Below are 18,024 nucleotides of genomic sequence, written 5' to 3'. Positions count from 1 at the left end.
TGCCCGCCTGACGACCTTGCTTCGCTTCGCGGAATCCTGCCTCAAATTTTGACCATTTAATAAATTTTATCTTTTCAAGGCCTTAGGCCAAAGGCGCGGCCAGAAAACATACATTTTACGAAACTGGCATGACACTTGCTTTCTTATTTTACATAAGCAGGGAAGAGCATATTGACGGTTGGCTGCCCTACTACGTTGGTTCAATACCCGTCATAAAAGAGACTAGGCGATGACAAAGTATAAGCTCGAGTACATTTGGCTTGACGGTTACACTCCGACACCCAACCTGCGTGGCAAGACACAGGTGAAGGAATTCGATGCGTTCCCGACGCTCGAGCAACTGCCGCTCTGGGGTTTCGACGGTTCGTCGACGATGCAGGCCGAAGGCCGCAGCTCCGATTGCGTTTTGAAGCCGGTCGCGGTCTATCCCGATCCGGCCCGCACGAACGGCGCTCTTGTCATGTGCGAAGTCATGATGCCGGATGGCGTCACGCCGCACCCATCGAACAACCGCGCAACCGTTCTTGACGACGACGACGCATGGTTTGGCTTCGAACAGGAATATTTCTTCTATCAGAACGGTCGTCCGCTCGGCTTCCCTGAGCATGGTTTCCCCGCACCGCAGGGCCCATATTACTGCGGCGTTGGTTCCAGCAATGTCGGCCCGGTCGCCCGCAAGATCGTCGAGGAACATCTTGACCTCTGCCTGGCCGCCGGCATCAACCACGAAGGCATCAATGCCGAAGTGGCCAAGGGCCAGTGGGAATTCCAGATTTTCGGCAAGGGTTCCAAGACCGCAGCAGACCAGATCTGGATGGCACGCTATCTCCTGCTTCGCCTTTGCGAACAGTATGAAATCGACATCGAATTCCATTGCAAGCCGTTGGGCGACACCGACTGGAACGGCTCGGGCATGCATTGCAACTTCTCGACCAAGTTCATGCGCGAAGTTGGCGGCAAGGATTATTTCGAAGCCCTGATGGCCCAGTTCGACAAAAACCTGCAGGAACATATCGACGTCTACGGACCCGACAACCATCTGCGCCTGACCGGCAAGCATGAAACGGCTCCGCTGGACAAGTTCTCCTACGGCGTTGCCGACCGTGGCGCTTCGATCCGCGTGCCGCATTCCTTCGTCAAGAACGGCTATAAAGGCTACCTCGAAGATCGCCGCCCGAACTCGCAGGGCTGCCCATACCAGATTGCCTCCCAGGTGCTGAAGACCATTTCTGAAGTTCCGACTTCGGAAGACGAAGCGCTTGCCGCTTAATTTTTAGGCAGGCATCACACAAACGGATTGGCCGGGGCACAAACCCCGGCCAATTTTTTAATCCGTGAAAACCGCAATCGCTTTATCGCAAATGATGCACGGTCTGCAGTTCATAGACCGGCGTATCGATGCCCTCCATGCGGGCTTTCAGCTGCAGCGACAAATATTGCGAATAATGCCGCGACTGATGCAGGTTGCCGCCGTGGAACCACAGCGCCTCCTGCTGCGTCGGCTTCCACATATTGCGCTGTTCGCCTTCCCACGGGCCGGGGTCCTTCGGCGTTTCCGACCCGAGACCCCAGACCTTGCCGACCTTGTCCGCCGTTTCCTGATCGATGATATCCGCGACCCAGCCGTTCATCGAACCGTAGCCCGTCGCATAGACGATCAGATCGGCAGGCAGTTCGGTTCCATTGGCAAGCCGCACGGAGTTTTCGGTAATCTCCTCTATCTGCCCTGAAGCGAGCTTGATCTTGCCGTCGATGATGAGCTGTGAAGCGCCGATATCGATATAATAGCCGGAGCCGCGCCGCAGATATTTGAGGAACAAGCCCGAACCGTCCGAGCCGAAATCAAGCTGGAAGCCGACTTTTTCAAGCGCGGCATAGAAATCAGCATCGATCTCGCGGATCTTGTCATAGATGGGCTTTTGAAACTCATGCATGATACGATAAGGCAGCGAGGCGAAGATCAGATCGGCCTTGGCCGTCGTGACGCCATTTTGCACCGCCTCTTCCGAATAAAGCGCGCCGAGCCCGTGTTTCATCAGCGGCTCCGAGCGCACAATATGCGTCGATGACCGCTGCACCATGGTGACATCGACACCCGCCTCGCAAAGGGCTGCGCAAATATCATGCGCCGAATTGTTCGACCCGATGACGACGACCTTTTTGCCCTTGTAACCATCCGGCCCGGGATGGCGGGATGAATGCTGCTGTTCGCCCTTGAAGCGATCCTGTCCCTTGACGTTTGGAATATTCGCCTTGCCCGACATGCCGGTTGCGAAGACCAGTTGCTTTGGACGCAGGATGACTTCCTCGCCGTCGCGGTCTACGACGACCGACCATTCTTTCTCGTCTTCGTTCCATTTCGCCGACTTGACGGTGGAGCATGTCCAGTAATTCAGCTCCATCACCTTGGTATAGAATTCCAGCCAGTCGCCAATCTTGTCCTTGGGCGCAAAAACCGGCCAGTTTTTCGGAAAGTCGATATAGGGCAGATGGTCGTACCAGACGGGGTCATGCAGGCAGAGCGACTTGTAGCGCTTGCGCCATGAATCGCCCGGTCGTTCGTTGCGTTCGACGATGATCGTCGGCACGCCGAGCTGCCGCAGGCGCGCGCCGAGCGCAATACCGCCCTGTCCGCCGCCGATCACCAGCACATAGGGCTGTTTTTCATAGCCGAGCGTGCGGGCTTCCTCCTCACGTTCTTCCTTCCATGTCTTGGCGCCAAGGTCGTGACCATGCTTCGCGCCCAGCGGACGGGTGAAGCCTGATTTTTCCTCATGCCCCTTCAATTCAGACATGACGGTGAGAAGGGTCCATATCTTGCCACCCTTCAGGCGAATGAGACCGTAGCCGCGCGCAACTTCCGTCTCGAAGGATATCCAGCTTTCGGTGACGCCATCGGCTTCCGTCGCTGTTTCACCAGAGGCCACGAGCCATTTGGTTGGCTTCACCAGCTGCAATTGGGATTGCAGCATGTCGCGCACCTGATCATGCCCTTCCACGGTCTTGATGTTCCAAGTGAAGGCAACCAGATCGCGCCAGTAGCAATCGTCGGCAAACATCGAAACCGCTTCATCGATCCGCCCGCCTTCCAGTGCTGCGCCGAACTTGTCGAGAAAGGCCTGTACGCGGACTGTCGGTGTTTTCTCAAGCATTGCAATTTCCTCCCGTGGATGTGGATAGCGGACTTCTCCCAAGGCCCGTCGGAGAAGGATGAGCAAACGGCGTGCCAAATGGCTTGCAATCGTCAAGCTATTGTTTTTGCATTATTTTATTGAGAAGAGAAATCGCAGCCGCAAATGATGCAACAGCTATCGTGCAACAGGTGTTGCACCTGTTGCAGCATTAATGTGTGGGCTTCAGGCGGCGGTGGATCGTGGAACGATTGACGCCCAGTTTTCGGGCCAGCGCAGAAATATTGTTGCCGCACTCGTCAAGCTGACGGCGCAAAACCTGCTGATCGGAACGGTCATTGTCCGCCGCGGTCACAGTCTGGAAATGTTCGGGCAGGCAATCGGTGGTGATTGTGGCGTCTGTTGCAACCGCCGCTGCAACACGCAACGTATTGTCCAGCTCGCGCAGATTGCCCGGCCAACCATAGGCGGAAAGCGCCTTTCGCGCAGCGCGGTCAAGCATGATCGACTCGCCCTCTTCTTCGCCGATACGGCGCAGAAGGTGATCAACGAGGCTGTCGAAATCCTGTCTCTGTCGCAGCGATGGCAGGGTCAGCGTCGCGGCATTGAGCCGATAGAGCAAATCTTCGCGAAAACGGCCTTCGGCAGCAAGCGCAGCCAGATCGCGATGCGATGCCGACAAAAGCCGGAACCTGACCGGCTTCGGTTTCAGCGCGCCGACTGGCTGAATTTCGTTTTCCGAAAGAACCCGCAGCAACCGGCTTTGAAGAGCGAGTGGCATGTCGCCAATCTCGTCCAGAAACAGCGTGCCACCATTGGCCGCTTCGATAAGCCCGGTCTTCCCCTTCTGCATTGCGCCGGTGAAAGCGCCGGGGACATAGCCGAACAATTCGGATTCGATCAGCTGTTCGGGTATTGCCGCGCAATTGACCGCGATAAACGGACCGGGCTTGGCGGTGCTATCATGGATGGCGCGCGCCAGATATTCCTTGCCGCTGCCGGTTTCGCCTTTGATGAGGATCGGCAGACGGCGATCCGCCAGTTTGGCGGCGCGGGCCTGCAGCGCCTCCATGGCCGGGTCGCCGAAACTCAACTGGCGTAGCGCCGCAGGCAGCCGCACCGATATGCTGCTGGTCGCAGGCGCACGGAAACTGCTGACCGGCGCAATGGCGCTTGCAAACAGCGCCAGACCGTTGCGCGCCCGGAGCAGACGCTCGCCATTGGGGCGTCCGCGCATCAGGGCCGGAAGCTGATCGATATCGATATCGAAGACGCTGGAGATCGGTTTCCCGATGAAGTCCTTCGTCGAGACCGTGTTCAGATTCATGCCGCGCGCAACAGCGCCGAAACCGCCATGCGTCATGCCCGTGATTACGCCGTTGCCATCAATCGTCATCGCGGCATCGGGATCAACGTCCAGAAAATCTGGCAGTCGCGCCAGACGCAAAACCCAATCCTCGTGGGCCCTGGTCATCAGATTGGCAAGCTCGATCCGCCGCGCGGTCGAAGCCACCAGATGCAGCGCCAGCTGCTGGCTGGCCTTCGCGGTCGGCGAGCGCAATTGCGAAATATCGAGCACCGCCGACAGATCGCCGAACGTATCGAAAATGGGCGCCGCCGTGCAGGTCAGGCCGATATGGCAGGCGTCGAAATGATCGTCCTGATGGATGATGACGGGCTTGCCTGAAACCATGCAGGCCCCGACGGCGCAGGTTCCCGCCCTGTCTTCCGACCATTCCGATCCCAGATAAAGCCCCGCCTTGCGCAGCTGATTGTCGAAAGTGGGGTCGCCCATGAACTCGACTGTAACGCCGCGCGCATCCGACAGCAGCAGGACGTAGCTTTGATCGGCGACTTGTCTGAAAAGCGCTTCGAGGCCGGTACGCCCGATGCGGATGAGTTCTTCCGACTGCTCGCGATGTTCCCGCAGCAATGTGTCGGGCACGATATAGGCTTCCTGCGTCTGGGCGGGATTAAGCCGATAATCATTGAGGCAGCGCAACCAGGATTGAATGACAGGGCGATCACGATCCGAGGCCCCGCCCATGGCGACGCGCTCAATCTCCTTGATGTGCGACAGTGTCGACACCATGACCATCCTCCTCCGCCTGAATGCTGGCACAAGACGGAAGGGCGTTCAAGCGAATAGAGTGTCAGCCGATGAAGGCTGCATAATTCTCATCCAGCACCTTGCCCAACAGGGCCGAATAAGCGCCGTAGTGATCGCCGCCCCTGGCGATACGCCCAAAAGACGGTTCCTCAAAGGCAGATAGCGGCAAAAGCACCAGGGGCGTCGAAACCGGCGTCAGCTGCGCGCCCTGCCCCGCCCGCAAGGTCGTCAGCAGGCCGAACATCTCGCCCGTAATGCTGGGTCGCGACAGAACCACCATCCGATATTGCCCGGATGTGTTGGTGACAAGATAGATATGCCCCGACCGATGCGGCACGGATACCGAGCCATGCTGGGAGAAAGACGCATCGGTGCGCTCCCGTTCCCGGAACCGTAGCCGCGTTCCCTCGTCATCCCAGACGATTTCCGTGCAATAGGCGAAGATCGCATCCGCATCGCCAAAGGACGGACGCAGGGTCAGATAGGTTCCCTCCAGCCACGCAACGGCGGGCCGCGAATAGGCGCCCAGCTCCTCCGGCGCATGGCCGCTGCCTGTGCCGTTCGCAACAGGGCGCTCGATGGTGTCGCCTGCCTTGGGCGCCTGCGCCGCGCCCGGTTCGCGCAGGGCCACACCCATTGCCTGTTCCAGCCGGATGATGGTGGCGAGCGTGAAAGGACGATGCCCCGATAGCGCCTTTTCCAGCGTTGAAAGGCTGATCCGCGCGTCGTCCGCGAGTCGCTGGCGCGAAATACGCCGCCGCGCGATTTCCTCGCGAACCCGGGCCGCAACGCTACTGCTTTGATTTTCCGACAGATAAGGGTCCCCGTGGACCATGCGCCAATGTCCTGATTGCGTACTTTCTTTCACAATTCCACACATATCCGCCAGCGGCAAGACGCTTTGCGGCAAGATGCGGACGAAAGAGGTCAAAGCTGACGCTGGCGAGGCAACAGCGCGTTTCAGACAATCGCTCCAGTTCATCCATTACGGAAAGGGAGCCTGTCATGCACACCGCAATCACTGTTTCACATCAAAGGAACCGGAGAAATTTTCTCGTTCGGTTCTGCCAGTTTCTCTGGTTCGGGAATGCAATTTTGCTTCCCGCGCTCGGCGTGATCCTTGCCCTGCTTCACCCCTTGCAGGCGCGCGCGGAAACCTCCGCTTTCGTATCGCCCAATGAGATGGAATCGGGCAGCCTGCTGATGCAGACCGAACAGGCCGGGCAATATGTCGAGGCCCCGCGGCTCGCCACCGATGTGGATATCACTGTCAGCGGACCGACGGCGCGGGCGCGTCTCACACAGGCTTTCGAAAACCCCACCGATGGCTGGGTCGAGGCGCTCTATGTGTTTCCGTTGCCTGAAGACAGCGCCGTTCATTCGCTGAAGCTGATCATCGGCAATCGCGTCGTCGTGGCCGATATCAAGGGAAAGCAGGCCGCACGCGCCATTTATGAGAAGGCCCGCAGCGAAGGCAAAAAAACCGCACTCGTGGAACAGCAGCGGTTCAATGTCTTCACCAATGCCGTCGCCAATATCGGTCCGCATGAGAAGGTCGTTGTACAGATCGAATATCAGCAGGCAGTGCGTCTGGCCGATAATCGCTTTTCGCTGCGCGTGCCGCTGGTCGTTGCCCCGCGCTATAATCCGCAGGACAAGACCGCAATCGACCAGCGCGCCAAGCTGAATGGTGGCTGGGGACAATCCGCCGCCAGCGCGACACAGAACACTCAGGCTGCACCGATCGATATGGCACTGATCGGACCGGACAGTGCACGGGCCAACCCGGTCACGCTTGCAATCAAGCTGGATGCGGGGTTCCCGGTCGATGGACTGAAAAGCCTCTACCATCCCGTCAAGATCGACCGGCTGAATGGCGACGCGCGCCAGATCACACTGCAAGGCGACGCAATTGCCGACCGCGACTTCGTGCTTGAATGGAGCGCTGCGGCGAGCAACACGCCAACTGTCGGTCTGTTTCGCGAACGGGTCGGCAAGGAAGACTTTGTGCTTGCCTATGTCACGCCGCCGGTTCTGGCGCCGGCCAGGAAGACGGGTCGCGAGATTGTCTTCGTGATCGACAATTCCGGTTCAATGGGCGGCACCTCCATGGCGCAAGCAAAAGCCAGCCTCGATTATGCCCTGTCGCGACTGGAACCGAACGACCATTTCAACGTCATCCGCTTCGATGACACAATGACCAAATTTTTCCCGGACAGCGTTGCCGCAACCGGCGAAAATGTCGCCGCTGCGCGCAGCTTTGTCGGCCAGCTTGAAGCCGCTGGCGGCACGGAAATGCTGCCACCGCTGCACGCCGCCCTCGATGACAGCCATCAGAGCAAGGGCTTGCGCCAGATCGTTTTCCTGACCGATGGCGAAGTGAGCAACGAATTGGAGCTACTCGATACAATCGCCGCCCGGCGCGGACGCTCGCGCATCTTCATGGTCGGCATTGGTTCAGCCCCGAACAGCTATCTGACGAACCGCGCCGCCGAGCTTGGTCGCGGGAGCTTCACCCATATCGGTTCGGCCGCGGAAGTCGACGAGCGCATGCGTGCCCTGTTCGACAAGCTGGAAAACCCAGCCGTAACCGACATCCGCGCCGCGTTTACCGAAAAGAATGTCAGCCTCACGCCGACATTGCTGCCTGATCTTTATCGCGGCGAGCCGCTTGTCATTGCCGCCCGCATGGGCAAGGCGACCGGCGAACTGACCGTCAGCGGCATGGTCGGTGACCACCCCTGGACCGTGACACTGCCGCTTGATCAGGCAAGTCACGCGAATGGCATTTCCAAAATCTGGGCGCGCCGCAAGATTGACGATGCCGAAGTCGCTGCCACGCTTGGCGAGATCAATCAGGATGCCGCCGACGCCCGTATCCTGCGGCTTGCGCTCGATCACCATCTGGTGACGCGCCTGACCAGTCTCATCGCCGTGGATGTCACGCCATCACGCGCCGCCAATATACCGCTGACCAAGGCCGATATTCCGCTGCATCTGCCCGCTGGCTGGGACTATCGCACATTGCTCGGCATCAGCGCCACGCGCGACGCGAATGCCGGACAGCCAACCGACAGCGAAAACGCCGACTGGAGTGGCGTCGACAGTAAAGCTGAGGAGATCGCTCCGACCCTACCCGTTCCGAGTCTTCCACTGCCGCAAACGGCGACACCTGCAACGCTTCTCATGCTGCAGGGTTTGCTGGCCGTGCTGATCGGTGCCCTTCTCTTCTGGTTCACGCGTCGTGAAAAGGCAGGCAGCCATGAGTAATCGTCAGACCATCCTGAAGGGGCGCGCGCTTGCGCGCTCCCTCTCGACACTTCTCGCCTGCGTTCTGATCACAGGCGGTCTGGTCCTCGCCGGACAGGGCTTCTGGATTCACGCCAAGGCCTTTGCCGCACAAATCCTGCTGGAGCGCGCTTTCACGCAGAGTGTGGAGAGGGGGGCGCCGGTCAAGCCGTGGAGCTGGGCCGACACATGGCCGGTGGCACGCATCGAAGTGCCGCGACTGGAAACCGCAGCGATTGCGCTGAAAGGCGCGAGCGGTCAGGCGCTCGCCTTCGGGCCCGGACATCTCGATAATACGCCGGAAGCGGGAGATCAGGGCACGGCGGTCTATGCCGCGCATCGCGATACCCATTTCGCCTTCCTAAAAAATGTCGAGCCGAACGATCTGATCCGCATCACGCGCCGTGACGGAAAGATCGTGACCTATCGCACGACCCATATGGCTGTGGCCCGTTGGGACGAAGCGCCCATCGACCCGCAGGCCACGGGAAAACACCTCGTTCTTGCGACATGCTATCCCTTCGATGCAATCACGCCCGGACCGCTTCGCTATCTGGTCTATGCCGATCTGGTCGCCGATCGGGTCGACGGCGAATGAGCACGCAGCGTCAGGCGGGGCCAAGCATGATATTGGTCTCGCTTTTGCTGACGCCCTGAAGCGAGCGGATCGTCGAGATCACCTCGTTGAGTTCCGAAATCGTCGCCACTTCCAGCTCGGCAATCACGTCCCACATGCCATTGGTGTTGAACAGACCCGTCAGCCCCGGCACGCGCTTGATGGCGCTGATCGTCGCTTTGAGCGAAGAGCCAGACATTTCGATCAGCATGAAAGCCCTGATCTGGTCCTTGCCGATATCGTCGCGCACACGGACCGTAAAGCCCTTGATGTCGCCATTGGCCACCATGCGGTCGAGCCGCTTCTGGGCTGTTGCGCGCGCCACGCCAAGAAGCTCGGCCAGTTGCGGCACCGATGCGCGGCCATTGATGCGCAATTCCGTGATCAGTCTCTTGTCAAGCTCGTCCATGATCCCCTCTTTCTTTTTAGTAAGTGCTACTACCTATATCGGCAGTAATTTATAAAAATAATCACTTTATGTTCTTTTTTGTCAATCTGATTGCAGATATTCATTTTCTGCAAGGGGATTGCCCAGGTGGTTTCCAGACGTTGATCGCGATGGAAACCCATGACCAATCCCGGCTTGGACCGGTCACAAGGTCACGAAAACAAGCGCATGCAAACGGCGATTTCACGGTCCCGGCGTCCGGGGCTTCAAATGGGGAACTGACCTACATGAATACCGCGAAATTTTTCTCCACGGCGCTTCTCGCGCTCGGTCTCACCTTTTCCATGAACGCGGCCAAGGCTGACGATCTGGAAAAGATCCAGAAGGCAGGCAAAATGTCGATTGCCCTGTCCGGCGTTTTTCCTCCTTTCAGCTTTGTGGATGAATCCAACAAGGTCGTCGGTTTCGACGTCGATATCGGCTCTGAAATCGCGCGCCGCCTGAAGGCCGAGCCAGAAATCGTGACGACCGCATGGGACGGCATCATCGCTGGTCTGGTGACCGGTCGCTATGACACCATTGTCGGTTCGATGGGCATCACCGAAGAACGCAAGAAGGCAATTGCCTTTGTCGGCCCTTACTATCGCTCGGGTCTGGCGCTGTTCGTCCGCAAGGACGACGCTGCCACCTCGCTCAAGGAATTTGAAGGCAAGACCATCGGCGTGACGCTCGGCGAAACCTCCGAAAAATGGGTCCGCGAACAGGGCAAATACGACGTTCGCACCTATAAGGGCCTGCCGGAAATGCTGCTTGATCTGGGCTCTGGCCGTATCGATGCCGTTGTCGCCGACGACGTACCGGTTCTGGTTGCCATCACCAAGAGCAATGCGCCGATCAAGCAGGTCAAGGATGACCAGCTACCCCGCTACGACATCGGCATCGCCGTACGCAAGAACAATCCGGAACTGGCTGCCGCCATGCAGAAGGCTCTGGACGACATGATGGCCGACGGCACCTACAAGGCCATTTCCGAAAAGTGGATTGGCGCGGATATCCGCTAATCTTCCCTCTCCGGAAGAGGGGTTGTGACAAGCAACCCATCTTCGAAATTGATCCCCCAAATCTGGTACTGTTCGCTTTCTGCCCACCACCCTTTGGGCGAACAGCGGCGCTGTTCCTCCGGCCATTCGGTGGCCCATCTCCACGAGCCACCGATGGGGAAGAAAGGTTGAAGGATGGATATCGCACTTATCGAGCGGATTTTTCCCTTCATTGTTCAGTCTGGCTGGGTCACCGTCCAGCTGACAGTCGTATCGCTTCTGATCGGTCTGGTCGTTGCAACCGTTCTGGTTATTGCCCGCTTTTCGCGCTTCAAGCCGTTCCGCTGGTTCGCCACGGGCTATGTCAGCATCATGCGCGGCACGCCGCTGCTGGTGCAGCTTTTTCTGGTCTTCTTCGGCGGCCCTCAGTTCGGTCTGGAATTCAGCCCGTTTATGGCTGGCGTGATCACCATGGGCTTCAACATCGGAGCCTATATGTCGGAAGGCATACGCGGCGCCATTTTGGCAGTCGATAAGGGGCAGAACGAAGCGGCCCGCAGCATCGGCTTTGGACGCTTCAACACCATGCGGCTTTTCATTCTGCCGCAGGCAGCACCCCTGATGATCCGTTCGCTCGGCGTCAACACGATCATCCTGACCAAGAGTACAGCACTTGTTTCGACAATCGGCGTGGTGGAACTGACCTATTCCGCGCAGCGTTTCGTGACCTCGACCTATAAGCCCTTCGAAGTCTTCACGATCGCGGGCATCGCCTACATCGTCATCATTGCCGTCATTTCGATGATCATTCGCGGCATGGAAACCTTCTTCAACCGAGATCGGAGGGCCGAAGCATGAGCCTCGATTTCACGGTCGTTCCCTCCTATCTGGAACTGCTCTTCATCGGCCTGCTCTGGACGGTGCTGATCACCGTTCTGGCCGGTGTCATCAGCGTGGTGCTGGGCGTCGTCATCGCTCTGGTGACGCTGCACGCGCCCAAGATCGTCAGCCTGCCGGTGCGCGGCATCGTGTTCCTCTTCATGGGCACGCCACTGCTGCTCCAGCTCTATCTTCTCTATTATGGCCTGTCGCAGATCGGCATCATGGTTCCGGCCTTCTGGACGGGCGTGTTCGGCCTTGGCATGCATTATGCCGCCTATAACGCCGATATTTTCCGCGCTTCGCTGCAAGCCGTGGATGCCGGGCAGATGGAAGCCGCCCGTTCGCTGGGCTTCAGCCGGGGCATGTCGCTGCGCTATTTCATCATTCCGCAGGCGATCCTGACCGCGCTGCCGCAGGTGGGCAATAACAGCATCATCCTGCTCAAGGATACAGCGGTGCTGTCCGTCCTCGGCATCACGGAACTGGTTCTGAACGCACAGCGCGCCATCAGCGAAACCTATCGACCCTTCGAATTCTATTTCGTCGCCGCCGTGCTCTATTATGCCGTCAATCTTCTGATGGAATGGGCATTGAGCAAAGCGGCCAAGAAAGCGGAAGCTATCCGATGAACACACAGACACCCATGATCGAATTGCGCCAGATCAGGAAATCCTATGGCGACCACGAGGTTCTCAAGGGCATCGACCTGACGGTTGCGCGCGGCAAGATCGTATCCATCATCGGCCCCAGCGGGTCGGGAAAAAGCACGCTTCTGCGCTCCATCAACATGCTGGAAGAAACCTCGGGCGGAGAAATCTGGCTTGATGGCAATCAGGTCAACAAACCGCTCAAGGGCCATGCCTTCGAAAAGCACATCAACCATATCCGTCAGGAAATGGGCATGGTGTTCCAGCAGTTTAACCTGTTTCCGCACCTGACCGTGCTGCAGAACATCATGATCGGTCCGATGCGGCTCAAGCATCTGCCCCGCGCCGAAGCGCTGGACCGCGCCAACACGCTGTTGGCGAAGGTCGGGCTGGTGGACAAGGGCAATGCCTATCCGGCGCGCCTTTCCGGCGGCCAGAAGCAGCGCGTGGCGATTGCGCGCGCGCTCGCCATGCAGCCCAAGGTGATGCTGTTCGACGAGGCCACATCGGCGCTCGATCCCGAGCTGGTGGAAGAGGTTAATCAGGTGATGAAGCAGCTCGCCAGAGAGCACATGACCATGCTGATCGTGACCCACGAAATGCGCTTCGCCGCTGAAGTATCCGACCATGTGATGTTCATGGATGGCGGCGTGGTGGTCGAGCAGGGTCCGCCGGACCAGATGTTGTCCAATCCGAAAGAGGAACGGACCCGCGCTTTCCTGCGAAAGCATCTTTCGCACTAAATTACGGAGACTACTCAATGACTGCGAATGTTTCAAACGGCGCGCAAAACGCCGTAACGATGGCGCACAACCATATCGATGCGCAGCATGTCGAAGAGCTGGCTCTTCGCATGGTCAGCTGGCGTAGCGAAACGGGTACGCCCGGTGAGGCGGAATTCTCTAGTCGCTTTGTCGAATTGCTCAAGGAAATTCCTTATTTCCAGGAGAACCCGGCCAATATCCGCACGGTTGCCAGCCATGGCGATCCGCTGACCCATAATGTGGTGGCGCTGGTGCGCGGCAAGGGCCGTGACACGGTGGTTCTCGCTGGCCACTTCGACACGGTTGCGACCGACAATTATCACGAGTTGAAATCGCTTTCCTGCGACAGCCTCAACCTGAAAGACGCGCTGATCAAGGACCTTGGCAAGCGCGCGCGCTCAGCCCAGGAAGAGCGCGCTTTGGAAGATCTTCTGAGCGGAGACTTCCTGCCGGGCCGTGGCCTTCTGGACATGAAAAGCGGCATCGCCGCCGGTATTGCCTGCCTTGAGCGTTTTGCGGCCGATCCCGACCGCAGTGGCAATCTGGTCCTGATCGTAACACCGGACGAAGAGCGCGAAAGCCGGGGCATGCGGTCGATGCGCAATGCGCTACCTGATATTGCGCGCGACTTCGATCTCGATATTTCGTCGGCTATCAATCTTGATGTAACGTCCGATCAGGGCGATGGCAGCGAAGGCCGCGCCGTCTATGCCGGAACCATCGGCAAGCTCCTGCCTTTCGCGCTCGTCATCGGCTGCAGCTCCCACGCCAGCTACCCTTATGAAGGCGTCAGCGCACAGGCCATGGCGGCTGGTATTCTCACGCGCTTCGAAGGAAATGCCGATCTGGCCGACCGCGACGACAACGATATTTCCCCGCCGCCCATCTGCCTTGAGGCAAAGGATTTGCGCGACGGCTATGAAGTCACGACGCCTGAACGTTTCTGGATCGCGCTCAACTGGCTCTATCATGGCATGACTGCGGAAGAGCTCTTCAAGCGCTTTCAGGATGAAGTGCGCACCGGCGCCGTTGATGCGGTCGCACGCTTCACCGCGCAGGCCGAAGCCTATGGCAAGCTGGTCGGCAAGCGCGCCGGAGCAACCCCCCCAGCGCCGAAGCTTTTGACATTCACAGAGCTGCGCGCCATGGCAGCACAGATCGCAGGCAACGACTTCGAACGTCTCTATGACGAACAGGAACAGCGCCTTTCCGGCATCGACAATCCGCTTTCCGTCAGCCGCCAGCTGACCGAATGGCTGGTGGGTGTTGCGCACCTTGCCGGACCGGCGATTGTCGTCGGCTTTGCCGGGCTGCACTATCCGGCAAGCCATCTTGACGACACCAAAACCAATGACCGCCTTTTCAGAGAGGCCATCGACGAGACGATCAAGGTCTTTGCGGACTTCCCCGACCAGAGCCTGGTCTGGAAGCCCCATTTCCAGGGCATTTCCGATATGAGCTTTCTCGGTCAGGCAACGCTTGGGCAGGATATCGTGTCGCAGAACACGCCGGTGTCGCGCCTCGTCGATCATCCAGCCGCCAACGCGCTACGTTTCCCGGTGGTCAACATCGGCCCATGGGGTCGCGAATTCCACCAGAAGCTGGAGCGCGTCCACGCGCCCTACGCCTTCGAGGTTCTGCCGCAGATCGTTTCGATGATCGCTGAAAAATTCCTCGCGGCGAAGGCTGGAAACAACGCCCGCTGATCGGGCGCGTCCACCCATTGAATAAAGGTTCACTCCCATGACCAATGAAAAGCTGAATATCGTTCCCTTTGTCAGCGTCGATCACATGATGAAGCTGGTTCTGACCGTTGGTGTCGAAACCTTCCTCAAGGAACTGGCGGCAATTGTCGAAGAAGATTTTCGTCGCTGGGAACAGTTCGACAAGACGGCGCGCGTCGCCTCCCATTCGCAGGAAGGTGTCATTGAACTGATGCCAACCAGCGACGGCACGCTTTATGGCTTTAAATATGTCAATGGCCACCCAAAAAACAACCGGACGGGCCGTCAGACGGTTGCGGCCTTCGGCGTACTCTCCGATGTGGACAGCGGCTATCCGCTGCTCCTGACAGAGATGACCATTCTGACCGCGCTGCGCACCGCCGCCACGTCGGCAGTGGCCGCCAAACATCTGGCGCGACCGGATTCCAAAACGCTGACAATCATAGGCAACGGAGCGCAGAGCGAATTTCAGGCGCTGGCCTTCAAGGCTCTGCTCGGCATCGACACGCTGCGTCTGTTCGATATCGACCGTTCGGCGAGCGAACGCTGTGCGGCCAATTTGGCCGACAAGGGCTTTTCGGTCACCATCTGCGCATCGTCGCAGGAGGCTGTCGAGGGCGCGGATATCATCACCACCGTCACCGCCGACAAGCAATATGCTACCATTTTGAGCGACAACATGGTTGGCCCCGGCGTGCATATCAATGCGGTTGGCGGCGATTGCCCCGGCAAGACCGAACTGAACAAGGAAATTCTCCTGCGCTCGGATATTTTTGTCGAATATCCGCCACAGACCCGCATCGAGGGCGAAATCCAGCAATTGCCGGAAGATTATCCGGTCAAGGAATTGTGGGAAGTGATCACCGGTAAACTGCCGGGAAGAACATCGGATCGCGCCATCACGCTGTTCGACAGCGTCGGTTTTGCAACCGAAGATTTTTCCGCCCTGCGCTATGTCTTCAGCAAGCTGGAAGAGACCGGTCTCTACGCCGAACTCGACATGCTGGCAGACCCGGATGAACCGCGCGATCTCTACGGCATGTTGCTTAGATGCGAGCAGGCACTGGAGGCCGCATAAGCTTCGGCGATGATGCGCTCCATCCAGTCCTGAACGAATAGTTCCGCCCGACACCTGTTGTTGGCGCTCCAATGTGGTATCACCATCGGCACGTGAGAGTGCCGGTGTAGTTGGATATCCATGATCGTTTGAGCGATGCAGCAATTGGCCAGAAAAATGTTTGCAGAAATCGGCTGGGGTATTCCAAGCTCGATCGTCCTGCATCTGTTGCTGGCCATTGTTCTGCTCGTCCGCCTGCCGGAATTGCCAACCGCGCAGGAACAGAGCGTCAATGTAGAGCTTGTTCCCCCGCCGCCGCCCGCCGAGGACAAGCCCAAACAGGACCAGGACAAGCCCGCTCCTGCGCAACGGCAGGCGCAGGCCCAGAAGCTTGCCTTTGAGTCCGCTTCCAACGATCCGAAAGATGAGACGCCGGAGCGACCGGACGTTTCACCGGCAGCACCGGAAACCGGCGAAAAACCCGACGAAGCTCCACCCGCGACAACCGAGACCAAGAACGAGCAGCCGCAGGACAAAGAACAGGAAGCGGTGGAGCTGCAGGCTCAATCCGCAACTGCGGAGAACGCGAACGAGGCGGCAGCCCCTGCTGTTCAGAACCCGCCTGTTCCCCAGCCCAAACCGGAACAGGCAACGCCGGCCACCAAGGCCGTTTCGGAGCAAAAGGCTGAAAACTTCAAACAGGCGCGCAGGCTTTATTCCAAGGATGCCTTGTCTGACCCGCGTGTGAAACAGGCGCTCGGCAAACTCTCACCGACGGATCGCGTCATCCAGATTTGCAGCATCGAGGCGCTTGAACAGATCCGCCGCCAGCAGCCGGGCGCTTTTCCCGACATGCTGGCGCGCGCGGGCGGTTCGGTTTCCAACAGCGGCCTGACGGTCAGCAACAGCGCCTTTCGCAGCCGCGCCCAATGGTATGGCGTGGATTTCAAATGTCAGGTCAATGCGGAGGCCATGTCGATCCAGTCCTTCAGCTACGCCATCGGCCACGCCATCCCCGAAAGCGAATGGGGCGCACGGCAACTGCCCAGAGACTAGAATATGAAGTGATGAGACAAGACTGGCAGCATTTGCTAGAGTTGTCGGTGTAATGCCCCACGAAACTAACACTGAATGGAGACAGATATGAAAGTCGTATTTGTAACGACCGCTGTCCTCGCTCTGTCGGTTACGGTTGCGATGGCAGACTGCACTTACCACAATGCGCAATCGTCAACAAAAATGGAAAAGCCGCAAACAACGGCAAGCGCAGAAACTACGGCGCCCACCCAGAAGTAAACTATATTTCCAACAGGAGGCCCTTCGAAACGGTGCCTCCTGTTCGGGATAGCGCTGTTCAAAGCCGCAAGCTGATACCAGCCTTGCGTAGAAGCCAGTAAAACAGCGCCGTCGCGCCGACACCCAGAACAATCGCCCAGCCGAAACCGGACCCGTCGCCTGTGAAGGGCAATCCGGCAGTGTTCATCCCGAAAATACCGGCAATCAGCGTGCCGGGCAGCAGCAATGCGCTCATCACCGCCATCACTTTGAGGCTGCGGTTTGAATCATCCGCCAGTTCCGCTGCAATCTCTTCCTGCAACAACCGCGCACGATCATTGACCATGACGATTTCACGGTCGAGGCGCTCAAGCCGCATGGAAAGCCGCTTCAACGCGGCATGCCCCATCTCAGGCAAGGTCCAGTCCAGACGGTCTTCCTCTTCAAACAAAGCCACCATACCGGCCACCGGACGATGCAGCGAGACCGCCAGTCTGCGCACTTCCTTAAGATCCCTGCGTTCATCATTCAACCGCTCGGTCACCAACCGATCCTCAACAGTATCGAGCATCTTGCTCGCCCCATTGAGCCTGATTGCGGTGTTCTTGCAGAAGGCCGTAACCACCGCCTCAAATAATTCATAGGCCGTTGCCGGGCAAAAACCGCTGGCAAAGGAATGGCGCACCCTGTCTACGGCTTCCAGAGGATGCCGCCTGCCGGTTACCAGAAGCCCGCCCGTCACCGCAAAATGCAGACGGCCGATTGTGGTGGACATGCGCTCCATGTCCTGATGCATGTCGGCGATGACGCCATGGATCGTTCCGGCCTCATGGTTGAGCACCAGGCTATCGTCATGCCCTTCCAATATTGCCCGCGCCGACGCGGGCAAGGCACAGCGCTCCGTGAGCCAGCCCTGTGACCGCTGATCGACCAGATCGACATGCAGCCACACCCAGCCGTCATTAGCGGCCAGCGCAGCATCCACTTCGTCTGCCTTGAGTTCCACAACCGCATGATCGGGGCGCTTGTGATAGGCCCCCACCAGACCGGGACTATGTTCCTTCAGCGAACCGTGAATAATGTTCAATGTCGTGTACCAATG

16 protein-coding genes are annotated in these 18,024 nt (G+C 58.5%); 11 read left to right on the top strand and 5 right to left on the bottom strand.

Translation table 11 applies throughout. The annotated features are described in order from the left end of the window. Window positions 1-229 precede the first annotated feature (229 nt). Entirely contained in the window at window positions 230-1,270 is a 1,041-nt protein-coding gene (locus WIX40_RS05685; protein WP_140024666.1) for a glutamine synthetase beta-grasp domain-containing protein, read from the top strand. Between the two features lie 82 nt (window positions 1,271-1,352). Here WIX40_RS05685 and WIX40_RS05680 read toward each other — a convergent pair whose 3' ends face one another. The 3 genes from WIX40_RS05680 to WIX40_RS05670 form a co-directional block, all read right to left on the bottom strand. Beyond that, window positions 1,353-3,152, bottom strand: a complete 1,800-nt coding sequence (locus WIX40_RS05680; protein ID WP_339439112.1) for an NAD(P)/FAD-dependent oxidoreductase — start codon at window positions 3,150-3,152, stop codon at window positions 1,353-1,355. Between the two features lie 190 nt (window positions 3,153-3,342). Continuing rightward, on the bottom strand, window positions 3,343-5,223 hold the full coding sequence (locus WIX40_RS05675; protein WP_339439110.1) for a sigma-54-dependent Fis family transcriptional regulator: 1,881 nt from the start codon (window positions 5,221-5,223) through the stop codon (window positions 3,343-3,345). A gap of 61 nt (window positions 5,224-5,284) precedes the next feature. Next, window positions 5,285-6,076 carry a helix-turn-helix domain-containing protein gene (locus WIX40_RS05670; protein ID WP_140024663.1) on the bottom strand — a complete coding sequence of 264 codons (792 nt, stop codon included), beginning with the start codon at window positions 6,074-6,076 and terminating at the stop codon, window positions 5,285-5,287. 260 nt (window positions 6,077-6,336) lie between these two features. Here WIX40_RS05670 and WIX40_RS05665 point away from each other — a divergent pair, with 260 nt between their 5' ends. Together WIX40_RS05665 and WIX40_RS05660 are read left to right on the top strand one after the other, a co-directional pair. Further along, a complete protein-coding gene (locus WIX40_RS05665; RefSeq protein ID WP_339439104.1) occupies window positions 6,337-8,511 on the top strand; it encodes a marine proteobacterial sortase target protein in 2,175 nt (724 codons plus the stop codon). Continuing rightward, window positions 8,504-9,127, top strand: coding sequence for a class GN sortase (locus WIX40_RS05660; protein ID WP_339439102.1), 624 nt, complete (start codon window positions 8,504-8,506; stop codon window positions 9,125-9,127). The genes WIX40_RS05665 and WIX40_RS05660 overlap by 8 nt, the downstream gene beginning before the upstream one ends. Before the next feature lie 10 nt (window positions 9,128-9,137). Here WIX40_RS05660 and WIX40_RS05655 read toward each other — a convergent pair whose 3' ends face one another. Further along, window positions 9,138-9,554: an Lrp/AsnC family transcriptional regulator gene (locus tag WIX40_RS05655; protein WP_109366874.1), complete on the bottom strand. Its 417-nt coding sequence runs from the start codon at window positions 9,552-9,554 to the stop codon at window positions 9,138-9,140. 266 nt (window positions 9,555-9,820) lie between these two features. Here WIX40_RS05655 and WIX40_RS05650 point away from each other — a divergent pair, with 266 nt between their 5' ends. The 8 genes from WIX40_RS05650 (at window position 9,821) to WIX40_RS05615 (ending at window position 16,943) form a co-directional block, all read left to right on the top strand. Then, complete coding sequence (locus WIX40_RS05650) at window positions 9,821-10,594, top strand: transporter substrate-binding domain-containing protein (protein WP_109366873.1); 774 nt, start codon at window positions 9,821-9,823, stop codon at window positions 10,592-10,594. 174 nt (window positions 10,595-10,768) lie between these two features. Then, the gene (locus WIX40_RS05645) at window positions 10,769-11,431 is read left to right on the top strand and encodes an amino acid ABC transporter permease (RefSeq protein WP_339439099.1); all 663 of its coding nucleotides are present in this window, start codon (window positions 10,769-10,771) and stop codon (window positions 11,429-11,431) included. Next, window positions 11,428-12,084, top strand: coding sequence for an amino acid ABC transporter permease (locus WIX40_RS05640; protein ID WP_140024660.1), 657 nt, complete (start codon window positions 11,428-11,430; stop codon window positions 12,082-12,084). The genes WIX40_RS05645 and WIX40_RS05640 overlap by 4 nt, the downstream gene beginning before the upstream one ends. Further along, complete coding sequence (locus WIX40_RS05635) at window positions 12,081-12,845, top strand: amino acid ABC transporter ATP-binding protein (RefSeq protein WP_140024659.1); 765 nt, start codon at window positions 12,081-12,083, stop codon at window positions 12,843-12,845. Before WIX40_RS05640 ends, WIX40_RS05635 begins: the two co-directional genes overlap by 4 nt. A 17-nt stretch (window positions 12,846-12,862) precedes the next feature. Then, window positions 12,863-14,572: a M20/M25/M40 family metallo-hydrolase gene (locus WIX40_RS05630; protein WP_339439095.1), complete on the top strand. Its 1,710-nt coding sequence runs from the start codon at window positions 12,863-12,865 to the stop codon at window positions 14,570-14,572. Between the two features lie 37 nt (window positions 14,573-14,609). Further along, the gene (gene ocd / locus WIX40_RS05625; RefSeq protein ID WP_140024657.1) at window positions 14,610-15,668 is read left to right on the top strand and encodes an ornithine cyclodeaminase; all 1,059 of its coding nucleotides are present in this window, start codon (window positions 14,610-14,612) and stop codon (window positions 15,666-15,668) included. A 156-nt stretch (window positions 15,669-15,824) separates the two neighbouring features. Further along, a complete protein-coding gene (locus tag WIX40_RS05620) occupies window positions 15,825-16,703 on the top strand; it encodes a DUF930 domain-containing protein (RefSeq protein WP_339439092.1) in 879 nt (292 codons plus the stop codon). A gap of 87 nt (window positions 16,704-16,790) precedes the next feature. After that, the gene (locus tag WIX40_RS05615) at window positions 16,791-16,943 is read left to right on the top strand and encodes a hypothetical protein (RefSeq protein ID WP_339439090.1); all 153 of its coding nucleotides are present in this window, start codon (window positions 16,791-16,793) and stop codon (window positions 16,941-16,943) included. Window positions 16,944-17,001: 58 nt separating this feature from the next. Here the strand turns inward: WIX40_RS05615 and WIX40_RS05610 are convergent, their stop codons facing one another. Then, window positions 17,002-18,009 carry a CorA family divalent cation transporter gene (locus WIX40_RS05610; RefSeq protein ID WP_339439088.1) on the bottom strand — a complete coding sequence of 336 codons (1,008 nt, stop codon included), beginning with the start codon at window positions 18,007-18,009 and terminating at the stop codon, window positions 17,002-17,004. Window positions 18,010-18,024: the final 15 nt, after the last annotated feature.

This window comes from Ochrobactrum teleogrylli (assembly GCF_037482325.1).
GTDB lineage: Bacteria > Pseudomonadota > Alphaproteobacteria > Rhizobiales > Rhizobiaceae > Brucella > Brucella teleogrylli.
The sequence above is the reverse complement of the archived record's forward strand: the minus strand, read 5'-3'. Positions and strand labels throughout refer to the sequence as shown.